The sequence below is a fragment of the Pantoea sp. EABMAA-21 genome, assembly GCF_030053335.1.
Lineage (GTDB): Bacteria > Pseudomonadota > Gammaproteobacteria > Enterobacterales > Enterobacteriaceae > Pantoea > Pantoea communis.
In genome coordinates, this window is the sequence record NZ_JASGBX010000001.1 from 424,460 (window position 1) to 446,483 (window position 22,024).

Consider the following 22,024-nt stretch of genomic DNA (forward strand, 5'->3'; position numbering starts at 1 on the left):
AGCAAGATCTTTTGTAACAGTCTGGCGCGATTTCCTGCTGACATTTCGCACGCTGCTCTTTAGGATGAACCCGACATCGGGGCAGACCGCGTGGCGACTGCCCTGTTACGTGAATATGGAGAGTTTATGCGCACATTGTGGCGAATTATTGCTGGCCTGTTCCGCTGGAGCTGGCGGGTGTTGAATTTTATTCGGGAATTCATTCTTAATTTATTCCTCATCGTCTTAATCCTCGCCGGTGTCGGTATCTGGTTACAGCTTTCCAGCGCCAACAGCAGCGAACCGGTGCAACAGGGTGCACTCAAGGTGGATTTAAGCGGTGTATTAGTGGATAAACCTTCCGTCAGTAATCGCCTGAGTCGCATCAGCCGTGAGTTGCTGGGCGCGAGCAGCGATCGCCTGCAAGAGAATTCATTGTTCGACGTGGTGGATGCGGTTCGTCAGGCGAAAACTGACAAAAACATCACCGGGATCGTGCTTGATTTGCGTGATTTTGCTGGCGGCGATCAACCCTCATTACAATATCTGGGCAAATCGCTGCGTGAGTTCCGTGATGCGGGCAAACCGATATACGCCATTGGTGATAGCTATAGCCAGGCGCAATACTACATCGCCAGCTATGCCACCAAAATTTATCTGTCACCGCAGGGCACCGTTGATCTGCATGGCTTTGCTACCAATGGGTTGTATTACAAATCCCTGTTAGAGAAGCTCAAAGTCAATTCTCATGTGTTCCGTGTGGGCACCTACAAATCTGCCGTCGAGCCTTTCCTGCGTGACGATATGTCTCCGGAAGCACGTGATGCGGATAGTCGCTGGATCGGCCAGCTGTGGCAGAACTACCTGAACACCGTTTCCGCAAATCGCCAGATTACCCCGAATCAACTGTTCCCGGGAGCAGCCGGCGTCATCAGCGGATTGCAGGCTGTTGACGGCGATACCGCAAAATATGCGCTGGACAGTAAATTGGTTGATGTGCTGGACAGCCGTGCGGCTGCTGATCAGGAACTGGTGAAAACCTTTGGCTGGGATAAAGCCAATAACGATTATCGCAACGTCAGCATTTACGATTACACCGTAAAGCAGCCTCAGCAGGATCAGGATGGCAATATTGCGGTGATCTTCGCCAGCGGTGCGATTATGGACGGTGAGGAAACCGCCGGAAACGTGGGTGGCGATACCACCGCTTCGCAGATTCGCGATGCGCGTCTCGATCCGAAAATCAAAGCGATTGTACTGCGCGTCAACAGCCCAGGTGGCAGCGTGTCGGCATCGGAAGCGATTCGTGAAGAGTTAGCCGCAGCCCATGATGCCGGCAAGCCAGTGGTGGTCTCAATGGGCGGCATGGCGGCTTCAGGCGGCTACTGGATCTCGACGCCAGCAGACTACATTGTGGCCGCACCCAGCACCTTGACCGGTTCAATCGGTATTTTCGGCGTGATTAACACGGTTGAAAATAGCCTGAACAGTATTGGTGTGCACACGGACGGCGTGGCCACTTCTCCGCTGGCTGACGTTGCCACCACCAAAGCCCTGCCGACGGAAGTGCAGCAATTGATGCAACTGACCATCGAAAACGGCTATCGTAACTTTGTCGGACTGGTCGCGAAGTCGCGTCATAAAACGCCAGAACAGATCAATGATATCGCTCAGGGCCATGTCTGGACCGGCAGTGATGCTAAAGCCAATGGCCTGGTGGATGCGTTGGGTGATTTTGACGATGCCGTGGCGAAAGCGGCTGAGTTGGCAAAAGTCGCCAAGCCGAAGCTTAGCTGGTATCAGGACGACCCCGGCATGATTGACCTGCTGCTAAATCAGATGAATGCCTCTGCACAAGCGATGCTGCCAGCAGCACTGAAGGTGTGGCTGCCCGCGCCGATGCTGGACGTAATGAGTGCAGTGAAAGATCAGCCTGGCCTGATGAACAATCTTAATGATCCGCAAAATCGCTACGCCTTCTGCCTGAACTGCGGCAACGTACGCTAATCTTTACAGCCCGGCCGCTGGTCGGGCTGCTTTTCGCTGTTAATCCCCTTATACTGCGCGTTTTACGGCAAGTCTGAGTTCTTCCATGCAAAAGAAAAATATCTATGTAGCCTACACGGGCGGTACCATCGGTATGCAGCGCTCCGCGCACGGCTACATTCCGGTTTCCGGCCACCTGCAGCAGCAACTGGCCAACATGCCAGAATTCCATCGGCCTGAGATGCCGAATTTCACCATCCACGAATATCAGCCTCTGATGGATTCGTCAGACATGACGCCATTGGATTGGCAATCGATTGCTGATGACATTAAACAGAATTACGACAGCTATGATGGTTTTGTCATTCTGCACGGCACCGACACCATGGCATTCACTGCCTCGGCGCTGTCATTCATGCTGGAAAACCTGGCGAAGCCGGTAATCGTAACCGGCTCGCAGATTCCACTGGCAGAATTGCGCTCAGATGGTCAGCAGAATTTACTCAATTCGTTGTACGTGGCCGCTAATTATCCGATCAATGAAGTGGCGTTGTTCTTTAACAACACGCTGTTCCGTGGCAATCGCACCACCAAAGCCCATGCCGACGGCTTCAACGCCTTCGCTTCACCGAATCTCCCTCCTTTGCTGGAAGCCGGTATTCACATTCGTAAACTCAATACGCCGCCGGCACCACAGGGCCGCGGCGAGTTGATTGTGCATCCGATTACCCCACAACCGATTGGCGTGGTTACCATTTACCCCGGGATCTCTGCCGATGTGGTGCGTAACTTCTTGCGCCAGCCGGTGAAAGCACTGATTCTGCGCTCTTATGGTGTCGGCAACGCGCCGCAAAATGCAGAATTCCTGGCTGAACTGCAGCAGGCGAGCGAACGTGGGATTGTGGTGGTGAATCTGACGCAATGCATGTCCGGAAAAGTGAATATGGGGGGCTATGCCACCGGTAATGCGCTGGAACATGCGGGGGTGATCAGCGGTTTTGACCTTACCGTTGAGGCTACATTAACAAAACTGCACTTTTTGTTGAGCCAAAACCTCACCAACCCGGAAATTCGTGCCAGAATGCAACAGAATTTACGCGGCGAACTGACCGACGACTGATACGGAGCGAGATGTAATGAAGCGGGCATTGATAATCATCGATATTCAGAACGATTTTTGCCCCGGCGGCCCAATGGCGGTGCGCGAAGGCGACCAAACGGTTGCCGTTGCCAATCGCTACGCACGCGAGTTCCGCGATCGGGGAGAATGTGTAGTGGCATTGCAAGACTGGCATCCGGCAGATCATGGCAGCTTCGCCTCCGTCTCTGGCGAACCAGTGTATACCCTGGGTGAATTGAACGGTCTGGCGCAGATTTGGTGGCCCGATCATGGAGTCGAGAACTCAGTGGGGGCGGATTTCCACCCAGAACTGGACCGCACACTGATTGATGCGGTGTTCCATAAAGGGGGCGACGCGGATGTGGACAGCTACAGTGCTTTCTTCGATAACGGCCATCGCCGCAAAACGGAGCTAGACAGTTGGCTGCGTGAACGCGACATCAGCGACCTGGTGATGCTGGGGCTCGCTACCGACTATTGCGTCAAATACAGCGTGCTGGATGCGCTGGAGCTGGGCTACAACGTTGAAGTGGTGAAAGAGGGTTGCCGCGGCGTCAACCTGAATCCTGATGATAGCGATATTGCCATCGAACAGATGCAAGCTCAGGGTGCGGTAATAATCTGAAAATGAGGGCTGGTGAAAACCAGCCCTTCTGCGTTCTAGTGCAGGTTAATGCGCGTGATGTCCGGCTCGATACCGAACTCTTCCTTAAGCTGCTTTTTCGACTTCATCACCATCTCCCCCCCTTTGCCAATGGTCATATGCTGCGGGTCGTCGTTGTGACGCGCCTGCCACAGCATCACCAGCTGCAGGCAATTATCGCGCTGCTCTTGCGTCAGCGCGACACCGTCCGGCCATTTACCGGTTTCCACTGCGGTGGCGAGCCGCTCGTAGACTTCCGGCGTCATCGCCGCCAGCATGGCTTCCAGTTCTTGCTTCATGCTCAGCCCTCTTGTTGCTTGCCCTGCTCATCGGTAAAGCTCAATGAGGCAGAGTTAACGCAGTAGCGCTCACCGGTAGGCTGCGGGCCATCGGGGAACACGTGGCCGAGATGCGCATCGCAATTGCCACAGCGAATTTCCACGCGGTGCATGCCGTGGGAATCATCTTCCAGATAACGAATCGCTTCGTCGCTGTAAGGCTGGTAAAAGCTCGGCCAGCCGCAGCCTGAATCATATTTAGAGTCGGAGAGGAACAGCGGTGAATTGCACACTAAACAGTGGTAGATGCCCTCCTGCTTGTTGTGCAGTAGCGCGCCACTGAAAGGAGGTTCCGTGCCGCGATGCTGTGTGACATAGCGCTGCATCTCAGAAAGCTGCGCGATTTTTGCCTCGGGTGCGGTGTCTTTAGCCATTTTGAGTTCCGGAGTGTCATTCTGTAAAAATCGACTAGTATTCTAACAAACGAACAACATCATCATGGTCTTTTTTCGTGCGAACCCGTTCGCCACGACTGCCACAGCGCAAAATTGTGACGTCGATCACCCTTTGCAAAAGTCATCCCTTTTCGGTCGGTATTCGGCGTAACATAGGCGCGCAATAAGGGTGCTGCGTAAGCGATTGCGCAACCAATTATTCCTGGCGTTGGAATTGACCTGTCGCAACAATTGACACGATTCCGCTTGACGCCTGGTAAGGTTTTTGTAATTTTACAGCCAACCTTTTATTCACTAACAAATAGCTGGTGGAATATATGACTATCAAAGTAGGTATCAACGGTTTTGGCCGTATCGGTCGCATCGTTTTCCGTGCTGCACAGCAGCGTTCTGACATCGAAATCGTCGCGATCAACGACCTGCTCGACGCCGATTACATGGCTTACATGCTGAAGTATGACTCTACGCACGGTCGTTTCGACGGCACCGTAGAAGTGAAAGACGGCGCGCTGATTGTTAACGGTAAGAAAATCCGTGTTACCGCTGAGAAAGACCCGGCTAACCTGAAATGGGACGAAGTGGGTGTTGACGTTGTTGCAGAAGCAACCGGTATCTTCCTGACCGACGAAACCGCTCGCAAACACATTCAGGCTGGTGCGAAGAAAGTGGTTCTGACCGGTCCTTCTAAAGATGCGACCCCAATGTTCGTTCGTGGCGCTAACTTTGAAAAATATGCTGGCCAGGATATCGTTTCTAACGCCTCTTGCACCACTAACTGCCTGGCACCACTGGCTAAAGTGATCAACGACCACTTCGGTATCGTTGAAGGTCTGATGACCACTGTTCACGCCACCACCGCTACGCAGAAAACCGTTGATGGCCCGTCTCACAAAGACTGGCGCGGCGGCCGCGGCGCAGCTCAGAACATCATCCCATCTTCTACCGGTGCTGCTAAAGCAGTGGGCGTGGTTCTGCCAGAGCTGAACGGTAAACTGACCGGTATGGCGTTCCGCGTTCCTACCCCGAACGTGTCTGTTGTTGACCTGACTGTACGTCTGGAAAAACCAGCCACTTACAAAGAAATCTGTGCCGTGATCAAAGCTGAATCTGAAGGCAAGATGAAAGGCGTTCTGGGCTACATCGAAGACGACGTTGTATCAACTGACTTCAATGGCGAAACCCTGACTTCAGTATTCGATGCTAAAGCCGGTATCGCACTGAACGACAACTTCGTGAAACTGGTTTCATGGTACGACAACGAAACTGGCTACTCACACAAAGTTCTGGATCTGATTGCACTGGTTGCTTCTAAGTAAGCGACTGGCGAAACAGACAAGGGGTGACTTCGGTCGCCCCTTTTTTTCATTTGGAAGAAGAGAAGGTCTGACGATGCAAGATACGCTTTATAGTTTACCAGTGGTGAATCAGATCACCCCTTACCTGTCTCAGCGCCAGGTGGGCGATTTGCCGATCGTGGTTGTGAGCCATCCTAAAGTTCGTGCGGCGATCGCGCTGCAAGGCGCGCATCTGCTCTCATGGCAGCCCAGCGGCCAGCAACCGGTGATCTGGTTGAGCGATAAGACGCCGTTTGCCGCAGGCAAAGCAATCCGTGGAGGCGTGCCGATTTGCTGGCCTTGGTTTGGTCCGGCAGGTGAACCGGCGCATGGTTTCGCCCGTAATCAACCCTGGACATTGACTGCACACGATGAGAACGAAGATGCCGTAATGCTGACGTTCACACTGGAAAGCAACGCGCAAACGAAGAAGCTGTGGCCGCATGATTTCACCCTGCTGGCCCGTTTTCGTATCGCCGAACATTGTGAAATTGAGCTGGAAGCCTGGGGCGATTACCAAGCCACCGCAGCCTTGCACACCTACTTCCAGATCGCCGATATTGCTCAGGTGGAAGTGAGTGGCTTAGGAAATAGCTTTATCGACAAGGTGAACGCTAACACGGTAGGCAGTTTGGCTGATGGCAAGCAAACCTACCCTGACCGCGTCGATCGGATTCACACCGCCGCCGAAGATTGCAGTGTGATTCACGACATCGCAGGAAAACGTCAGATTGGAGTGTATCACCATTATCAAAGTGACGTTGTCACATGGAATCCAGGCCCAGAATTGTCCTGCAGCATGGCGGATATGCCTAATGAGGGTTACAAAACTATGGTCTGCGTGGAAACGGCTCGCATCAACAAGCCGATGAAAAGTGCCGGTGAATCCCCTGCTCGCCTCGGTACCACCCTGCGCGTGCGCAATAAGTAGGTTTGCGGCGCAGATGCGCCGCTATACCACGTCTAAGCCCGTTTTATGTTGCGGTGCTGGAAACGCCCGGTCAATGACCGCCAACTCTTCAACACTCAAATGCAGGTCTAACGCAGCCGCATTTTCCGCCACGTGTTGTTGGCTGCTGGCCTTGGGAATGGCGATCACGCCTGGCCGACGAATCACCCACGCGAGCAGTAATTGCGCCACGCTGATGCTCTTCTGTTGTGCAATTTGGTGCAAATGGGGATCTTCAAACAGTGACTGACGTAAACGTCCCGCCTGTGCCAGAGGGCAATACGCCATGATCGGCATATCACGTTGCTGGCATGCCGCTAACAAATCGTATTCGATTCCTCGTGATGCCAGGTGATACAGCACCTGATTGGTAGCGCAGTTTTCACCGCCCGTCTCACTCCACAGTTCATGCAGATCGTCCGTGTCGAAATTGGATACCCCCCAATGCCGAATTTTTCCCTGCTGCTGTAAGGTTTCCATGGCGCGAATGGTCTCTTCCAGTGGCACATTGCCACGCCAGTGCAGTAAATAAAGATCAAGATAATCGGTCTCTAAGCGCTGTAAGCTGCGCTCGCAGGCCTCTATCGCATCCACTTCCCCGGCATTCCACGGATAGACTTTTGACACCAGCCAGGCCTGATGGCGGCGTCCGCGTAGCGCTTCGCCCACCACCTCTTCCGCCCCGCCTTCGGCGTACATTTCTGCGGTATCAATCAGTCTCAGCCCCAGATCCAATCCAGCCTGTAACGCCGAGACTTCCTGACGACGCAGCGCTGCATTCTCCCCCATATACCAGGTTCCTTGCCCAATAGCGGGTAAAGTTGATTCTCCACGGAATTGAATCGTCTTCATTACGCCTCCTGATGCGCCATGATGGGGCGCGTTATTGGTGCAATGTAATAAAAACGCCTCATTACGAGGCGCCATGTAAAACCATTAGAAGCTGTAGCTGATGCCGGTCCAGAGAGTGAACTGACCACTTTTGTCCACCATTGGACTGTCTTTGATTTCGCTATCAAAGCGGGTGTAACGCCCGGACAAACTGGCATTCCAGCTATCGCTAATCTGGTAGCTGGCATTCATTTCCACATAAGGAGACCAGCTGTCATCCGGTTGATATTCAGCAATACCTGTCCGCGCGCTTTCGTGCGAAGACACGCCATAGTAGTAGCGGTTTTGATTGGCGCTGTTCCACATTGCACCGATGCCTGGCGTCAGGCTGAACGCGCCAAAATCGAAGCGATACAGATAGGTAAGATCCCAGATGATGCCATTACTGTTGTTCAGCACATCGCCCAGCAGAGCGGTACGCACGATACCCCAATCGGCAACATGGCGATAGGTGGCACCTGCCATCAGAGTCATCCGGCGCTTATCCAGAGCCTTCATGTCACCCAGATCGTTATCCTTGGGATCATACTGTTGCGGTGAACCCAACAGGGTTAATGACAGTTGATCCTGCTGGTCTTTCCACAGGTAGTAGCCGCCCTGCAAGCTACGGAACCAGAAGTTTTCGCCTTCATAATTGATGACCGGGATGGGGATGTATCGGTCCTGTCCACCGCGATAAGGTGACTGGGCATAAATAACCGAAGCCCCGAGAGATAAGGGTTCTGCATGAGTGCTGAACGCCGCAAAATAACAAGGGACAACACAAGCAAGCGCTTTAAGTTTGAATTGGTTCACAATTTAATCAGTCCATTAATATAACAATCACACGCAGAGTCTAACTAAAATTTCGCGCTGGGTTAACGTTAAATCAGGGATGTTTATCACCCATGCGGAATAGTCTGAAGCAGGCTGCAGTGGTAGACATGCAAACGGAATGCCTTAGTGCTTATGAGACTTTGTTATTGATATATCGCTAAATAAGGAGAAAAGTGGCGGCAGATTTTCTGAATGCCTTCTACAGTTAAAAGTAAGCCGAGACTTTTTGTACGAGCAGAGTAACCATAAGAATTGTGTATCCCGATAAAAAAACGTCAGGTTGGCATAAGGGTTGCTGTACTCAATAAAGAATATCTTCCGGGAGCTGCAAACGTATCTAATTTCGCTCCTTTACCTGTGCTAAAAACGAAAGGACGGGCATCGCTATGAATATATTCGATCACTATCGTCAGCGTTATGAAGCTGCCAAGGACGAAGAGTTCACACTGCAGGAATTTCTCGCAATCTGTAAGCAGGATCGCAGTGCATACGCCAACGCTGCAGAGCGACTATTGATGGCTATCGGTGAGCCGGTGATGGTTGACACGGCGCAGGAGCCACGCCTTTCCAGAATCTTCTCTAACCGCGTCATGGGACGCTATCCCGCCTTCGAAGAGTTTTATGGTATGGAGGAAGCGATTGAACAAATCGTCTCCTACCTGAAACACGCTGCGCAAGGCCTGGAAGAGAAGAAACAGATTCTCTACTTGCTGGGGCCGGTCGGTGGCGGTAAATCGTCACTTGCTGAGCGTTTGAAAGCCCTGATGCAACGCGTACCGATCTACGTGCTGAGCGCTGATGGCGAACGCAGCCCGGTCAACGATCATCCTCTATGCCTGTTCAACCCGCAGGAAGACGCCAATATTCTTGAGAAAGAGTATGGCGTGCCGCGGCGTTACCTGGGCACCATCATGTCGCCGTGGGCAGCAAAACGCCTGCATGACTTCGGCGGCGATATTACCCGCTTTAAAGTTGTCAAAGTCTGGCCTTCTATCCTGGAACAAGTGGCCATCGCCAAAACGGAACCGGGTGATGAGAACAACCAGGATATCTCTGCATTGGTCGGTAAGGTGGATATCCGCAAACTGGAAAACCACGCGCAGAATGATCCCGACGCTTACGGTTACTCGGGCGCACTCTGCCGCGCGAACCAGGGCATCATGGAATTCGTCGAGATGTTTAAGGCACCGATTAAAGTGCTGCATCCATTGCTGACCGCCACTCAGGAAGGTAACTACAACGGTACTGAAGGGATCTCTGCCCTGCCGTTTAACGGCATCATTCTGGCGCACTCCAACGAGTCAGAATGGGTGACTTTCCGTAACAACAAGAACAACGAAGCGTTCCTGGACCGTGTTTACATCGTCAAAGTGCCTTACTGCCTGCGAGTGTCGGAAGAGATTAAAATCTACGACAAACTGCTTAATCACAGTGAGCTGACGACGGCGCCATGTGCACCAGGCACGCTGGAGACCTTAGCGCGCTTCTCTATCCTGTCGCGTTTGAAAGAGCCGGAAAACTCCAGCATCTATTCAAAAATGCGCGTCTATGATGGTGAAAGCCTGAAAGATACCGATCCAAAAGCGAAATCATGGCAGGAGTATCATGACTACGCTGGCGTGGATGAGGGCATGAACGGCCTTTCGACCCGTTTCGCGTTCAAGATTCTGTCGCGCGTGTTCAACTTTGACCATGCCGAAGTGGCGGCCAACCCGGTACATCTGTTCTACGTACTGGAGCAACAAATTGAGCGCGAGCAGTTCCCGCAGGATCTGGCAGAGAAATACCTTGAGCACCTGAAAGGTTATCTGATTCCGAAATACGCGGAGTTTATTGGCAAAGAGATTCAGACCGCCTATCTGGAGTCTTATTCAGAATACGGCCAGAACATCTTCGACCGCTACGTAACCTACGCCGACTTCTGGATTCAGGATCAGGAATACCGTGATCCCGATACCGGACAGTTGTTTGATCGTGAATCATTGAACGCCGAGCTGGAAAAAATCGAGAAACCTGCCGGGATCAGTAATCCGAAAGATTTCCGTAACGAGATCGTCAACTTTGTGCTGCGTGCCCGGGCGCAAAATAGTGGACGTAATCCCAACTGGACCAGCTACGAAAAACTGCGCACGGTTATTGAGAAGAAAATGTTCTCCAATACCGAAGAGTTGCTGCCGGTGATTTCGTTTAATACCAAGACCTCAACGGACGAACAGAAAAAACACGATGATTTTGTCGATCGCATGATGGAGAAAGGCTATACCCGCAAGCAGGTACGCTTGCTGTGCGAATGGTATCTGCGCGTGCGTAAATCGTCTTAATCGTTACCTGTAAGCTACGCGGCGCCGCGACGCCGCAACAGGAGGCCGGAGTGGTTCCGGCCTGGCTTACACTGTAGTTTGGGGGATATGTATGGCCTATTTTATCGATCGGCGTCTGAACGGTAAAAACAAGAGCGCGGTCAATCGGCAGCGTTTCCTGCGCCGTTACAAGTCGCAAATCAAGCAGTCGATCTCCGAGGCCATCAACAAGCGGTCGGTCACCGACGTGGAGAGTGGCGAATCTGTCTCGATTCCTATCGATGACATCAATGAGCCCATTTTCCATCAGGGACGCGGCGGCAGTCGCCATCGCGTGCATCCGGGGAACGATCATTTCGTCCAGAACGACCGCATTGAGCGCCCACAAGGGGGCGGTGGTGGCGGTGGCAGCGGTCAGGGCAACGCCAGTCAGGACGGTGAAGGTCAGGATGAGTTTGTCTTCCAGATATCGAAAGATGAATATCTTGATTTGCTGTTTGAAGATCTTGCCCTGCCAAATCTGCGTAAAAATCAGCATCGCCAATTGAACGAATATAAAACGCACCGCGCGGGCTTCACCTCAAATGGGGTACCGGCCAACATCAGTGTGGTGCGTTCGCTACAAAATTCACTGGCGCGTCGTACTGCCATGACCGCCGGTAAACGCCGTATGCTGCACGAACTGGAAGCCACGCTGACGGAAGTGGAGAACAGTGAACCGGCTCAGTTGCTGGAAGAGGAGCGGCTGCGCAAAGAGATTGCCGAACTGCGGGCACGCATTGAACGCGTACCCTTTATTGATACCTTCGACTTACGCTACAAAAACTTTGAGAAGCGCCCTGAGCCTTCCAGCCAGGCGGTGATGTTCTGCCTGATGGATGTTTCCGGTTCCATGGACCAAGCCACGAAAGACATGGCGAAGCGTTTTTATATTCTGCTCTATCTGTTCCTGAGCCGAACCTATAAAAATGTGGAGGTGGTGTATATCCGTCACCATACGCAGGCGAAAGAAGTCGACGAGCAGGAGTTCTTCTACTCGCAGGAAACCGGCGGCACCATTGTCTCTAGCGCATTGAAGTTAATGGATGAAGTGGTTAAAGAGCGCTATGACCCTGCGCAGTGGAATATATATGCGGCACAGGCCTCTGATGGTGACAACTGGGCGGATGACTCTCCGTTATGTCATGAGATTCTGGCCAAACATATTTTGCCGGTTGTACGTTATTACAGCTACATTGAAATCACGCGCCGTGCGCACCAGACGCTGTGGCGTGAGTATGAACATCTGCAAGCCATGTTTGATAACTTCGCGATTCAGCACATCCGCGAGCCAGAAGACATTTACCCAGTATTTAGAGAACTTTTCCACAAACAGGTGGCAGAAGCCTGAACATCAAGCCGGTCATTGACCGGCTTTTTCTTTTCCGCGCCACCGCTCATTCGCCTGAAATCCCCGCTGATTTTTCACACAATTTTAACGATCTATGGGATAGCGCTCCGCAGATTGAAAAAATATGCAATTAAGCGCTGACAAGCTATTGATAAGGCATTATCTTTTCACCTTGTCTGTGTGAATCCCCCGCAGTTTGTCATTTCCGCTTGTACCGCAGGAGAACGCCGTTGAATGCCAGCATGATTTACAGTTTGTTTATTATTGGTTCCGTGCTGGTCGCAGCAAGTATTCTTCTGAGTTCATTCTCGTCACGGCTTGGCATCCCTATTCTGGTAATCTTCCTTGCGTTAGGCATGTTGACCGGCGTTGATGGGATTGGCGGCATCGCTTTTGACAACTACCCGGTGGCGTATCTGGTTTCTAACCTCGCGCTGGCGATTATTTTGCTGGATGGCGGCATGCGCACCAAAGCCAGCTCATTCAAGGTGGCACTGGGGCCCGCATTATCACTCGCCACGGTCGGTGTGATGATAACCGCCGGTTTGACCGGTTTGGCTGCAGCCTGGCTCTTTAAACTCGATTTGATGCAAGGTTTCCTGATTGGCGCGATTATCGGTTCCACCGATGCCGCCGCCGTCTTCTCGCTGCTGGGGGATAAAGGGCTTAACGAACGTGTCAGCTCCACGCTGGAAATTGAATCCGGCAGTAACGATCCCATGGCGGTATTCCTGACCATCACGCTGATTGACATGATCCAGCAAGGCCAGTCAGGCTTAAGCTGGATGTTTGTGGTACATCTGGTGCAACAGTTCGGTCTCGGTATTGTACTGGGGCTGGGCGGCGGCTGGGCACTTCAGCAACTGATTAACCGTATCAATCTGGCGCAAGGTCTCTATCCCCTGCTGGCGTTAAGTGGCGGCATCATTGTGTTTGCACTGACGACGGTGATGGAAGGCAGCGGTATTCTGGCGGTTTACCTGTGTGGCTATCTGCTGGGTAACAGCCCGATCCGCAACCGTCACGGTATTCTGCAAACCTTCGATGGTATGGCGTGGTTGAGTCAGATCGGCATGTTTATCGTGCTCGGCTTACTGGTGACGCCATCTGATTTGTGGCATATCGCCGTTCCTGCCATGATTTTATCTCTCTGGCTGATTTTGGTGGCGCGTCCGCTTTCAATTCTGGTGGGCCTGTTGCCATTTAAAGGTTTTACCGGCCGCGAACGCATCTTTATCAGTTGGGTTGGCCTGCGTGGCGCAGTACCCATCATCCTCGCGGTGTTCCCGATGATGGCCGGGCTGGAAAACGCCAAGCTCTACTTCAACATCGCCTTCTTCGTGGTTCTCGTGTCGTTGATGCTGCAGGGCACCTCACTGGGCTATGCGGCCAAACGCGCCAAAGTGGTGGTTCCCCCTACTGCATCACCTATCAGCCGCGTCGGACTGGACATCCACCCTGAAAACCCCTGGGAGCAGTTTGTTTACCAACTTAGTGCTGATAAATGGTGTATTGGAGCCGCGCTGCGTGATTTGCAGATGCCACGCGAAACGCGCATCGCTGCCCTGTTCCGCGATAACGCGCTGATGCATCCCAACGGTAGCACGCGCCTTAAAGAGGGCGATGTGCTATGTGTGATTGGACGTGAACGTGATTTGCCCGCTTTGGGTAAAATGTTCAGTCAGTCTCCACCCGTCGCGCTCGAGCAACGCTTCTTTGGTGACTTCATTCTGGATGCCGAGGCACGTTTACGCGATGTGGCGCAAATTTATGGGCTGGAACTTGATGAAACCACCAACGATCAGCAATCCCTCGGTCAACTGGTGATGGGCCTGCTGGGCAGTACACCGGTGGTGGGCGATCAGGTGGAGTGGAACCAATTGACCTGGACCGTGGCGGAGAAAGAGGACAACCAAATCGTTAAAATTGGCGTACGTGTCATGGAAGACAAGGAGTAATCCTAACCGCGAATACGCCAAAACTGCGCGTGAGCGACTATGATCACTGTTCCACCCAGCACAAACGGGAGAAGCGCATGGGACACGTGGTAAAGATTGGTCGTTACGAGATCGTTGATGCAGAACTGAATGCTGAAAAGCTCGATACCATCAGCATTCCCTGCAATACCAACCCCGGCCTGAGTTACCAACTCGATGGCTGGGATCATGAAACCAGCGTGCCGGCGTGGATTGATGGCGAGCCCGTCGATCTGCAGATCGGACACTATGACAAGCAACAAGACCGCTGGGTATTAAAAAAACCCGCCTGATGTACCCCCGCCGCCATCCGCTTCGTATGGCGGTCATTCCTAAAAGCAGTCTTAAAATGAAGCGTTCTATCTGTGTTTTTTTTAGTTTTAACCATGTATTTCAATTAGCTAACTCACTATTTCACGCAGCATTTATTTCCTTTTAAGACTATTTCCATATTAACTCTGTCAAATAACTCCTGCATACTCTTAAACGTTGCTGCAGCTTTTCGTGACGTACATCACGTCTCAAACGGCCCTTTCCATGCAGCGCTTATGGCAGCATTGACTTATATCGCACTGAAAAATTATTTCTTTTTATTTTCGGTGGACAACTCCTGAGCGCGTACTTGATTCTGGTCAGGCCATCTTTTACTTAAGAAAAGAGAGCAGGTTTTATGGCAAGTACATTGGTAATGAATGATGCAACCCGCTCGTGGAGCGGATTGCGTAAAAATCTCATCGCAAAAGTCGCTTTAAGCTTTTCGGATTTAATTGCTCTGAATCTGGCTTTGTTTTTATCTGCAGCAACCGTTCAGGGTATTTGGGGAGAACTGGACACCTTTATTCCGCCGCAGCAGATTGAGTACCGCTTCATCGCTCAATTAGGGCTTTCTGTACTTTGCACCGCGTGGTTTTGGGTGCGCATGCGTCATTACACTTACCGCAAACCGTTCTGGTTCGAGTTAAAAGAGATTGTTAAAACCCTGTTCGTCTTCTCGCTGCTGGATTTGGCGCTGATTGCCTTCTCCAAGTGGGATTTTTCGCGCATGGTTTGGGTGTTTAGCTGGACTTACGCACTGCTACTGCTGCCGCTGATGCGTGCGGTGGTCAAGCGTGCCATTAACCGCGCAGGTCAGTGGCAGAAAGAGACCATCATCATTGGTTCAGGCAAGAATGCCATGGAAGCTTATGCAGCCCTGCAGAGTGAGGAAATCCTCGGCTACAACGTCCAGGCTTTCATCTCACTGGAAGATGAGCACCACCCTGAGAACGTGAATGGTGTACCCGTGATCACCTGGAAAGACATCAACTGGCAAACGATGGATCGCGACAACACGCAATTTATCGTCGCCACTGAGTTTGAACAGCAGGTGGTGCGCGATAAATGGCTGAAGTTCCTGTCCAAAATGAAGTGCCGCTCCATCTCCGTGATTCCAACCCTGCGCGGTGTGCCGCTGTATGGCACTGATATGTCATTCATCTTCAGCCACGAAGTGATGATCCTACGCGTCAGCAACAATCTGGCGAAACGCTCATCCCGCTTCCTCAAGCGTACTTTCGATATCGTGGTGGCATCACTGTTGCTGCTGTTCCTTGCCCCGGTATTTGGTCTGCTGTGTGCGATGGTGAAACGTGATGGCGGCAATGCCATTTATGGACATGAACGCGTTGGGCAAGACGGTGTGAAGTTTAAATGCCTGAAGTTCCGTTCGATGGTCACTAACTCCCAGGAAGTATTGCAAAACCTGCTGGCGACCAGTGAAGAAGCGCGTGCCGAATGGGATCGTGATTTCAAACTGAAGAACGATCCACGCATCACCAAAATTGGCGGCTTTCTGCGTAAAACCAGTCTCGACGAATTGCCGCAGTTGTGGAATGTGATTCGTGGTGAGATGAGTCTGGTGGGACCACGTCCGGTTATCGAAGCTGAGCTGGAACGCTACGCAGGGGATGTCGATTATTACCTGATGGCGAAACCAGGCATGACGGGGCTGTGGCAGGTGAGTGGTCGTAACGACATCGACTACGACACCCGCGTCTATTTCGATTCCTGGTATGTGAAGAACTGGGCGTTGTGGACCGATATTGCCATTCTGTTCAAAACCGCAGGCGTAGTGTTACGCCGTGACGGCGCTTACTGATCCTACCCTCGAGGCGATGTCTGTGTTGGTCCAGCAGACATCGCTTTTTTATTCCTTTCTTTTTCCCGGCTAAGTCATTACCCTTCCCGCTTGTTTAACAGGACGTTTCTGGTTTCAGATGCAAAAATTTACCCTGCTGCTTTTAAGCCTGGTGCTGCTGGCACCGCTCGGCATCGATCTTTACCTTCCCACTCTGCCGCAAATCGCTGAAGGCCTGAACAGCCCGGTCAGTTTGATTCAGATTACCATTCCGCTGTTCTTACTGGTGATGGGCATCGGCCAACTGGTGACCGGACCTTTGGTGGATAATTTTGGCCGTAAGCCGATTGCGCTGATTGGCCTGGCACTCTATATCGTGGGTAGCGCTGTGGCTGCGACCGCCACCGTATGGCCGGTGTTCTTCCTCGCCCGTTTGATTCAGGGCTGCGCGGTCTGTTGCAGTGCTGTGGTGGCCTTCAGTGGCGTGCGCGATCGTTTAAGCGGTGATGAAGCCGCACGCGCCTATGGTTTCCTGAATGGTGCACTGAATATTGTGCCGGCACTGGCGCCACTGCTGGGCGGCATCCTTGCTGAAGCCTATGGCTGGCGTGCGCCCTTCTGGTTCCTGTGTGGCTATGCTGCCATGATTGGTTTGATCGTGGTGTTCTGCCTGCCGGAAACCCGTCCTGCCGATACGCTGCGAGTTAAAGGATTGCCGCTGGCGCAGTACGCGTCTATTGCACGTGAACCGCGTTTTCTTGCCTTCGCCTTTGCCAATGCGGGCGCGCTCGGCATGGTGCTGACTTATGTGTCACTGGCACCCCACGTGCTGATGACGGAAGGGGGTCTGACGCCCCTGCAATTCTCCTTTGCCTTTGGTGCTAACGGCTTTTGGATCATGCTGGTGAGTGCGTTTGTGAATAAGACCATCCGTAAAGCCGGACGCCCTTTCTGCCTGGCGATGGGCTTCGTCACCATGCTGATGGGTGCCATTCTGCTGCTGGCGGGAATGACGCTGTTGCCTGCCGTATGGCAGACACACTGGGCGCTGTATATGATTCCAGTGGCGGTGTCGGTTGCGGGACTGGCCTTTACCGTTGGCCCCGCCACCAGCTACGCATTAGAGCCGTATCAGCAGCAGGCCGGCGTTGCCGCGGCATTGCAGGGCTTTATTCAGATGGCTTGCGGCGCAGGTGGCAGCCTGATGATTGTCGCGTTACCGGTCGCCGAGAAATCCTCACTGGCCTTAATGATGCTTTTAGGTGCAGCGCTGGCCCTGATTGCCTGGCGCTGCAGTAAGAAGATGCACGGCAGCGTGACCGCGCTTAAATAACCTCAACCGGCACACGGGGCGCGAGCGCACACATCAGCTCGTAACCCACCGTGCCGGCGGCTTTCGCCACCTCATCGATTTTCACCTGATTGCCCCACAGTTCCACTTTGGAACCAATCCCGGCCTGCGGGCACGGTTCGAGGTCAATCATCATCATATCCATTGATATCGCGCCCAGCGTCTGGGTACGAATTCCGTCGACGCTCACCGGCGTGCCGGTTGGCGCATGACGCGGATAGCCGTCGGCATAGCCACAGGCCACAATTCCGATAAGCTGCGAGGACGTAGCGTGATAGCGATAGCCATAGCCCACACCATCGCCAGCACTGAGTTGCTGCACACCAATGATTTCACTGTTTAAGGTCATTACCGGCTGCAATCCGGTACTGGCAATGTCCTGCCAGTCACCACTCGGCGATGCGCCATAAAGAATGATGCCTGGGCGCACCCAATCAAAGTGCGCTTCTGGATGCCACAAGGTGGCAGCAGAGTTGGAGAGCGAGCGTAGGCAATCCAAACCTTCGGCAGCCAGTTCAACGCGCTTCATCGGCTCGATCAGACCTTCCGGATTTTCCGCGTCCGCAAAATGCGCCATCAGCGTCATCTCGCCGACGTTGGGCAACGCACGCAGTTTCTGCCACGCAGCCTGCACCTGTTCCGGACGGAAACCCAGACGATTCATGCCGCTGTTCATCTTCAGATAGATATCAACTGGCGCAGAAAGTGAAGCTTTGGCCAGCGCCTGAATCTGCCAGTTGCTGTGCACGCTGGTAGTCAATCTATAGCGATCAATCAGCGTCAAATCTTCCGCATGGAAGAAACCTTCCAGCAACAGAATCGGTTTTTTCCAACCCTGCTCACGCAACAGAATCGCTTCTTCCATATTCAACAGCGCGAAACCATCGGTCTCTGCCAGACTTTGCCAGACACGCGCGATACCGTGCCCGTATGCATTGGCTTTGACCACTGACCAAACCCGCGACTGTGGTGCAGCCTGCCGTACAATCGCCAGATTGTGGCGCAGCGCCTGTTGGTTAATGGTGGCGCCAGTAGGACGTGACATGCTTGTGCTCTCCCTGAGGTCTCAACGCGCCGCGTTAGCGTTACGCAACGGCGATGAATGGGGTTCGAAACCCGGCAGGTAGCGCAGTACTGACAAATCGTCTGCGGCAATCGCCGGTTTCTGACCGGAAATCAAATCAGCCAATAGCTGACCGGAACCACAGGCCATGGTCCATCCCAGCGTTCCGTGACCGGTGTTGAGATAGAGATTGGACAGCGGCGTACGCCCGACAATCGGCGTGCCGTCCGGCGTCATCGGACGCAATCCTGTCCAGAACGTGGCCTGTTCAACAAAACCGCCTTCAGGATAGAGATCGCTGACCACCATCTCCAGCGTTTCACGTCGTGCAGGCGTCAGTTTGGTGTTAAAACCAACAATTTCCGCCATGCCTCCCACGCGAATGCGATCGTCAAAGCGCGTGACCGCCACTTTGTAGGTCTCATCGAGGATGGTGGACACCGGCGCAGCGTCGGGATTCTTAATCGGAATGGTGAGGGAATAACCTTTAAGCGGATAAACCGGAATTGAGACAATATCTTTCAGTAACGCGGTCGAGTAGGAACCAAAGGCCACCACATAGGCATCCGCTTTAACCACCTCATCACCACACTTCACACCGTAAATGCGATTGCCTTCACGCAGCAGTTGATCAACCTGAGTGTCATAGCGGAAGGTGACACCCGCAGCGGCTGCCATCTCGGCCAGGCGCTGCGTAAACAGCTGGCAGTCTCCGGTTTCATCGTTCGGTAAACGCAGCCCACCGGTCAGTTTGTGTGCGGTCGTGGCCAGCGCCGGTTCAACGCTGTGGAGCTGGTGTGCTTCCAATAGTTCGTATGGCACGCCGGCTTCTTTGAGCACGGCAATATCTTTGCTGGCGCTCTCAAACTGCTGCTGAGTGCGGAACAACTGCAAGGTGCCACCCTGCCGGCCTTCATAGGCGATACCGGTCGAGGCGCGCAATGCTTTCAGGCAATCACGACTGTATTCCGCGATACGTACCATGCGTCCTTTGTTTTCCTGATAATGGCGCATGTCACAGTTACGCAGCATGTTCCACATCCATTCCAGCTGGAACTTGCTGCCATCGAGGCGGACGGCCAATGGCGCGTGACGCTGGAACATCCATTTTACCGCTTTCAGTGGCACGCCCGGTGCCGCCCAGGGCGCCGCATAACCTGGAGAGATCTGGCCAGCGTTGCCGGCACTGGTTTCCAGCGCTGCCCCCGGCTGGCGATCAATGACCGTCACCTCATGTCCAGCCTGCGCCAAATACCAGGCACTCGCCACTCCCACGACACCACTTCCAAGAATCACTACGCGCATAAGCCCCTCGCCGCGGCAAAAGCATAATCAACTATGAATGCTGCCTGAATCAGCATAACCAGACAGCACTTCTTATCTTATATTCGACAGACATATTTCACATGTTTTTCACCTTCCTGCACACAGAAATCATGAGCTAGTGCAAAAATCAGGATTTTTTATGCCATAAAACCATTAATCAGCAATTTATTATGCGCAAGGGAGTGCTTTTCTCTTTTTTCAGGAGAAAGCGCCGCAGTCATACAATGCACTTATAAACAGAACTTTATTCTGCAACTTAGATAAAAACCAACAGTTGTCATCAGTAATGACTTAAGCGACGATTTTTGAATGATTTTCTGCCAAAAGAATTCGATTGAGTTCCGGTTTCGGATAAGCGACAGTGGACTATCATTGAAGTGTTCGCTCAGTTTTATTGGGCTGTCTTTCTCAGGATGAAGCCTTAAACGATCGTGACAGGTGACACTCCGTTGCCTGCCGCTTGCAAAACAGAGGTGCGCTATGACGACAATCTTTGACGAGCCAACCCGGAGCAGTAAACGACTCAGTGATGGACCCGACTGGACCTTTGAACTGCTTGATGTTTATCTGGCAGAAATTGACCGTGTAGCGAAAAGCTATGGGCTTGATACCTATCCGCATCAAATCGAAGTCATCACCTCCGAACAAATGATGGATGCCTACTCCAGCGTGGGTATGCCGATTAACTACGCCCACTGGTCGTTCGGTAAAAAATTCATTGAAACCGAACAACGCTATAAACATGGCCAGCAGGGCTTAGCGTACGAGATCGTCATCAACTCCAATCCTTGTATTGCCTATCTAATGGAAGAGAACACCATGACCATGCAGGCGCTGGTGATGGCGCACGCGTGCTATGGGCACAACTCTTTCTTTAAAAATAACTATTTATTCCGCAGCTGGACCGATGCCAGCTCCATCGTCGATTACCTGTTATTCGCGCGTAATTACATCACCGATTGTGAAGAGCGATATGGCGTCGAAGAAGTGGAGCGGTTGCTCGACTCCTGCCATGCTCTGATGAACTACGGCGTGGATCGCTATAAACGTCCGCAAAAGATCTCGCTGCAGGAAGAGAAAGCGCGGCAAAAAAGCCGTGAAGAGTATCTGCAAAGCCAGGTAAACACCTTATGGCGCACCCTGCCGCGTAAAGAGAAGGAGTCTGTGCACGTGGAAGCGGCGCGCTATCCTTCGGAACCGCAGGAAAACTTACTCTACTTTATGGAAAAAAACGCCCCGCTGCTGGAGTCCTGGCAACGCGAGGTGCTGCGCATCGTGCGCAAGGTCAGCCAGTATTTCTACCCGCAGAAACAGACCCAGGTGATGAACGAAGGATGGGCGACGTTCTGGCATTACACCATCCTCAACCATCTCTACGACGAAGGGAAAGTGTCGGAACGTTTTATGATGGAGTTCCTGCACAGCCACACCAATGTGGTGTATCAACCACCGTATAACAGCCAGTGGTATAACGGCATAAACCCTTATGCTTTGGGCTTCGCCATGTTCCAGGATATCAAGCGTATCTGCCAGTCACCGACGGAAGAGGATCGCTACTGGTTCCCGGATATTGCGGGTTCCGACTGGCTAAAAACGCTGCACTTTGCCATGCGCGAGTTTAAAGATGAGAGTTTCATCAGCCAGTTCCTGTCACCCAAAGTGATGCGCGACTTCCGCCTGTTTACGGTAATGGATGACGATCGCAATAACTTCCTGGAAATTGCCGCGATCCACGACGAAGCAGGCTATCGTGCCATCCGCCAGCAGCTGTCAGCACAGTACAACCTGAGCAATCTGGAGCCTAACATTCAGGTCTATAATGTGGATCTGCGCGGTGACCGTTCGCTGACCTTACGCTACGTGCCACAGCAACGTGCGCCTCTGGATAAAAGCCGCCGCGAAGTGCTGAAGCATGTGCATCGGTTGTGGGGTTTCGATGTGATTCTGGAACAACAGAACGAAGATGGCAGCGTTGAGCTGCTGGACCGCTCGCCAACACGTGGACCCGCACTGTAAACATAAAAAAACCGGACTGTTAAAGTCCGGTTTTC

At 52.6% G+C, this 22,024-nt stretch carries 18 protein-coding genes; 12 read left to right on the forward strand and 6 right to left on the reverse strand.

All coding sequences use genetic code 11. The features are described from left to right. Positions 1–126: 126 nt before the first annotated feature. The 3 genes from sppA (at position 127) to pncA (ending at position 3,710) form a co-directional block, all read left to right on the forward strand. Complete coding sequence (gene sppA / locus QMZ65_RS01965) at positions 127–1,986, forward strand: signal peptide peptidase SppA (protein WP_283215283.1); 1,860 nt, start codon at positions 127–129, stop codon at positions 1,984–1,986. Positions 1,987–2,071: 85 nt separating this feature from the next. Then, positions 2,072–3,085 (forward strand): asparaginase, encoded by a 1,014-nt coding sequence (gene ansA / locus QMZ65_RS01970; protein ID WP_034828797.1) that lies wholly within the window; start codon positions 2,072–2,074, stop codon positions 3,083–3,085. 16 nt (positions 3,086–3,101) lie between these two features. Then, positions 3,102–3,710 carry a bifunctional nicotinamidase/pyrazinamidase gene (gene pncA, locus QMZ65_RS01975; RefSeq protein WP_034828795.1) on the forward strand — a complete coding sequence of 203 codons (609 nt, stop codon included), beginning with the start codon at positions 3,102–3,104 and terminating at the stop codon, positions 3,708–3,710. 35 nt (positions 3,711–3,745) lie between these two features. Here pncA and QMZ65_RS01980 read toward each other — a convergent pair whose 3' ends face one another. Both QMZ65_RS01980 and msrB read right to left on the reverse strand, forming a co-directional pair. Next, positions 3,746–4,027, reverse strand: coding sequence for a YeaC family protein (locus tag QMZ65_RS01980; RefSeq protein ID WP_045816085.1), 282 nt, complete (start codon positions 4,025–4,027; stop codon positions 3,746–3,748). Between the two features lie 2 nt (positions 4,028–4,029). Beyond that, the gene (gene msrB, locus QMZ65_RS01985; RefSeq protein WP_034828790.1) at positions 4,030–4,440 is read right to left on the reverse strand and encodes a peptide-methionine (R)-S-oxide reductase MsrB; all 411 of its coding nucleotides are present in this window, start codon (positions 4,438–4,440) and stop codon (positions 4,030–4,032) included. Between the two features lie 338 nt (positions 4,441–4,778). Here msrB and gapA point away from each other — a divergent pair, with 338 nt between their 5' ends. Together gapA and QMZ65_RS01995 are read left to right on the forward strand one after the other, a co-directional pair. Further along, the gene (gapA, locus tag QMZ65_RS01990) at positions 4,779–5,777 is read left to right on the forward strand and encodes a glyceraldehyde-3-phosphate dehydrogenase (protein WP_034828788.1); all 999 of its coding nucleotides are present in this window, start codon (positions 4,779–4,781) and stop codon (positions 5,775–5,777) included. 73 nt (positions 5,778–5,850) lie between these two features. Continuing rightward, positions 5,851–6,726, forward strand: coding sequence for a D-hexose-6-phosphate mutarotase (locus tag QMZ65_RS01995; protein WP_211728429.1), 876 nt, complete (start codon positions 5,851–5,853; stop codon positions 6,724–6,726). Positions 6,727–6,747: 21 nt separating this feature from the next. Here the strand turns inward: QMZ65_RS01995 and QMZ65_RS02000 are convergent, their stop codons facing one another. Both QMZ65_RS02000 and QMZ65_RS02005 read right to left on the reverse strand, forming a co-directional pair. Next, complete coding sequence (locus tag QMZ65_RS02000; protein ID WP_097116973.1) at positions 6,748–7,596, reverse strand: aldo/keto reductase; 849 nt, start codon at positions 7,594–7,596, stop codon at positions 6,748–6,750. Between the two features lie 84 nt (positions 7,597–7,680). Then, a complete protein-coding gene (locus tag QMZ65_RS02005; RefSeq protein ID WP_058959835.1) occupies positions 7,681–8,430 on the reverse strand; it encodes a MipA/OmpV family protein in 750 nt (249 codons plus the stop codon). A gap of 407 nt (positions 8,431–8,837) precedes the next feature. Here QMZ65_RS02005 and yeaG point away from each other — a divergent pair, with 407 nt between their 5' ends. From yeaG to QMZ65_RS02035, 6 genes are all read left to right on the forward strand, one after another. Then, complete coding sequence (gene yeaG, locus QMZ65_RS02010) at positions 8,838–10,772, forward strand: protein kinase YeaG (protein WP_034828773.1); 1,935 nt, start codon at positions 8,838–8,840, stop codon at positions 10,770–10,772. 91 nt (positions 10,773–10,863) lie between these two features. Beyond that, complete coding sequence (locus tag QMZ65_RS02015; RefSeq protein WP_034828771.1) at positions 10,864–12,141, forward strand: YeaH/YhbH family protein; 1,278 nt, start codon at positions 10,864–10,866, stop codon at positions 12,139–12,141. A gap of 230 nt (positions 12,142–12,371) precedes the next feature. Continuing rightward, the gene (locus QMZ65_RS02020) at positions 12,372–14,099 is read left to right on the forward strand and encodes a potassium/proton antiporter (protein WP_283215284.1); all 1,728 of its coding nucleotides are present in this window, start codon (positions 12,372–12,374) and stop codon (positions 14,097–14,099) included. 77 nt (positions 14,100–14,176) lie between these two features. Continuing rightward, positions 14,177–14,410 (forward strand): DUF1480 family protein, encoded by a 234-nt coding sequence (locus tag QMZ65_RS02025; protein ID WP_034828766.1) that lies wholly within the window; start codon positions 14,177–14,179, stop codon positions 14,408–14,410. Between the two features lie 377 nt (positions 14,411–14,787). Beyond that, entirely contained in the window at positions 14,788–16,254 is a 1,467-nt protein-coding gene (gene wbaP, locus QMZ65_RS02030; protein WP_058959838.1) for an undecaprenyl-phosphate galactose phosphotransferase WbaP, read from the forward strand. A 118-nt stretch (positions 16,255–16,372) separates the two neighbouring features. Further along, positions 16,373–17,566, forward strand: coding sequence for a multidrug effflux MFS transporter (locus tag QMZ65_RS02035; RefSeq protein WP_211728428.1), 1,194 nt, complete (start codon positions 16,373–16,375; stop codon positions 17,564–17,566). On the opposite strand, the gene dadX is transcribed toward QMZ65_RS02035, so the two are convergent. Then, entirely contained in the window at positions 17,559–18,629 is a 1,071-nt protein-coding gene (gene dadX / locus QMZ65_RS02040) for a catabolic alanine racemase DadX (protein ID WP_283215285.1), read from the reverse strand. The two genes, QMZ65_RS02035 and dadX, sit on opposite strands and share 8 nt — an antisense overlap. 21 nt (positions 18,630–18,650) lie before the next feature. Then, positions 18,651–19,952 (reverse strand): D-amino acid dehydrogenase, encoded by a 1,302-nt coding sequence (locus QMZ65_RS02045; protein ID WP_034828758.1) that lies wholly within the window; start codon positions 19,950–19,952, stop codon positions 18,651–18,653. Between the two features lie 501 nt (positions 19,953–20,453). On the opposite strand from QMZ65_RS02045, the gene QMZ65_RS02050 reads away from it, so the two are divergent. After that, positions 20,454–21,989 (forward strand): SpoVR family protein, encoded by a 1,536-nt coding sequence (locus tag QMZ65_RS02050; protein WP_097116914.1) that lies wholly within the window; start codon positions 20,454–20,456, stop codon positions 21,987–21,989. Positions 21,990–22,024 lie beyond the last annotated feature (35 nt).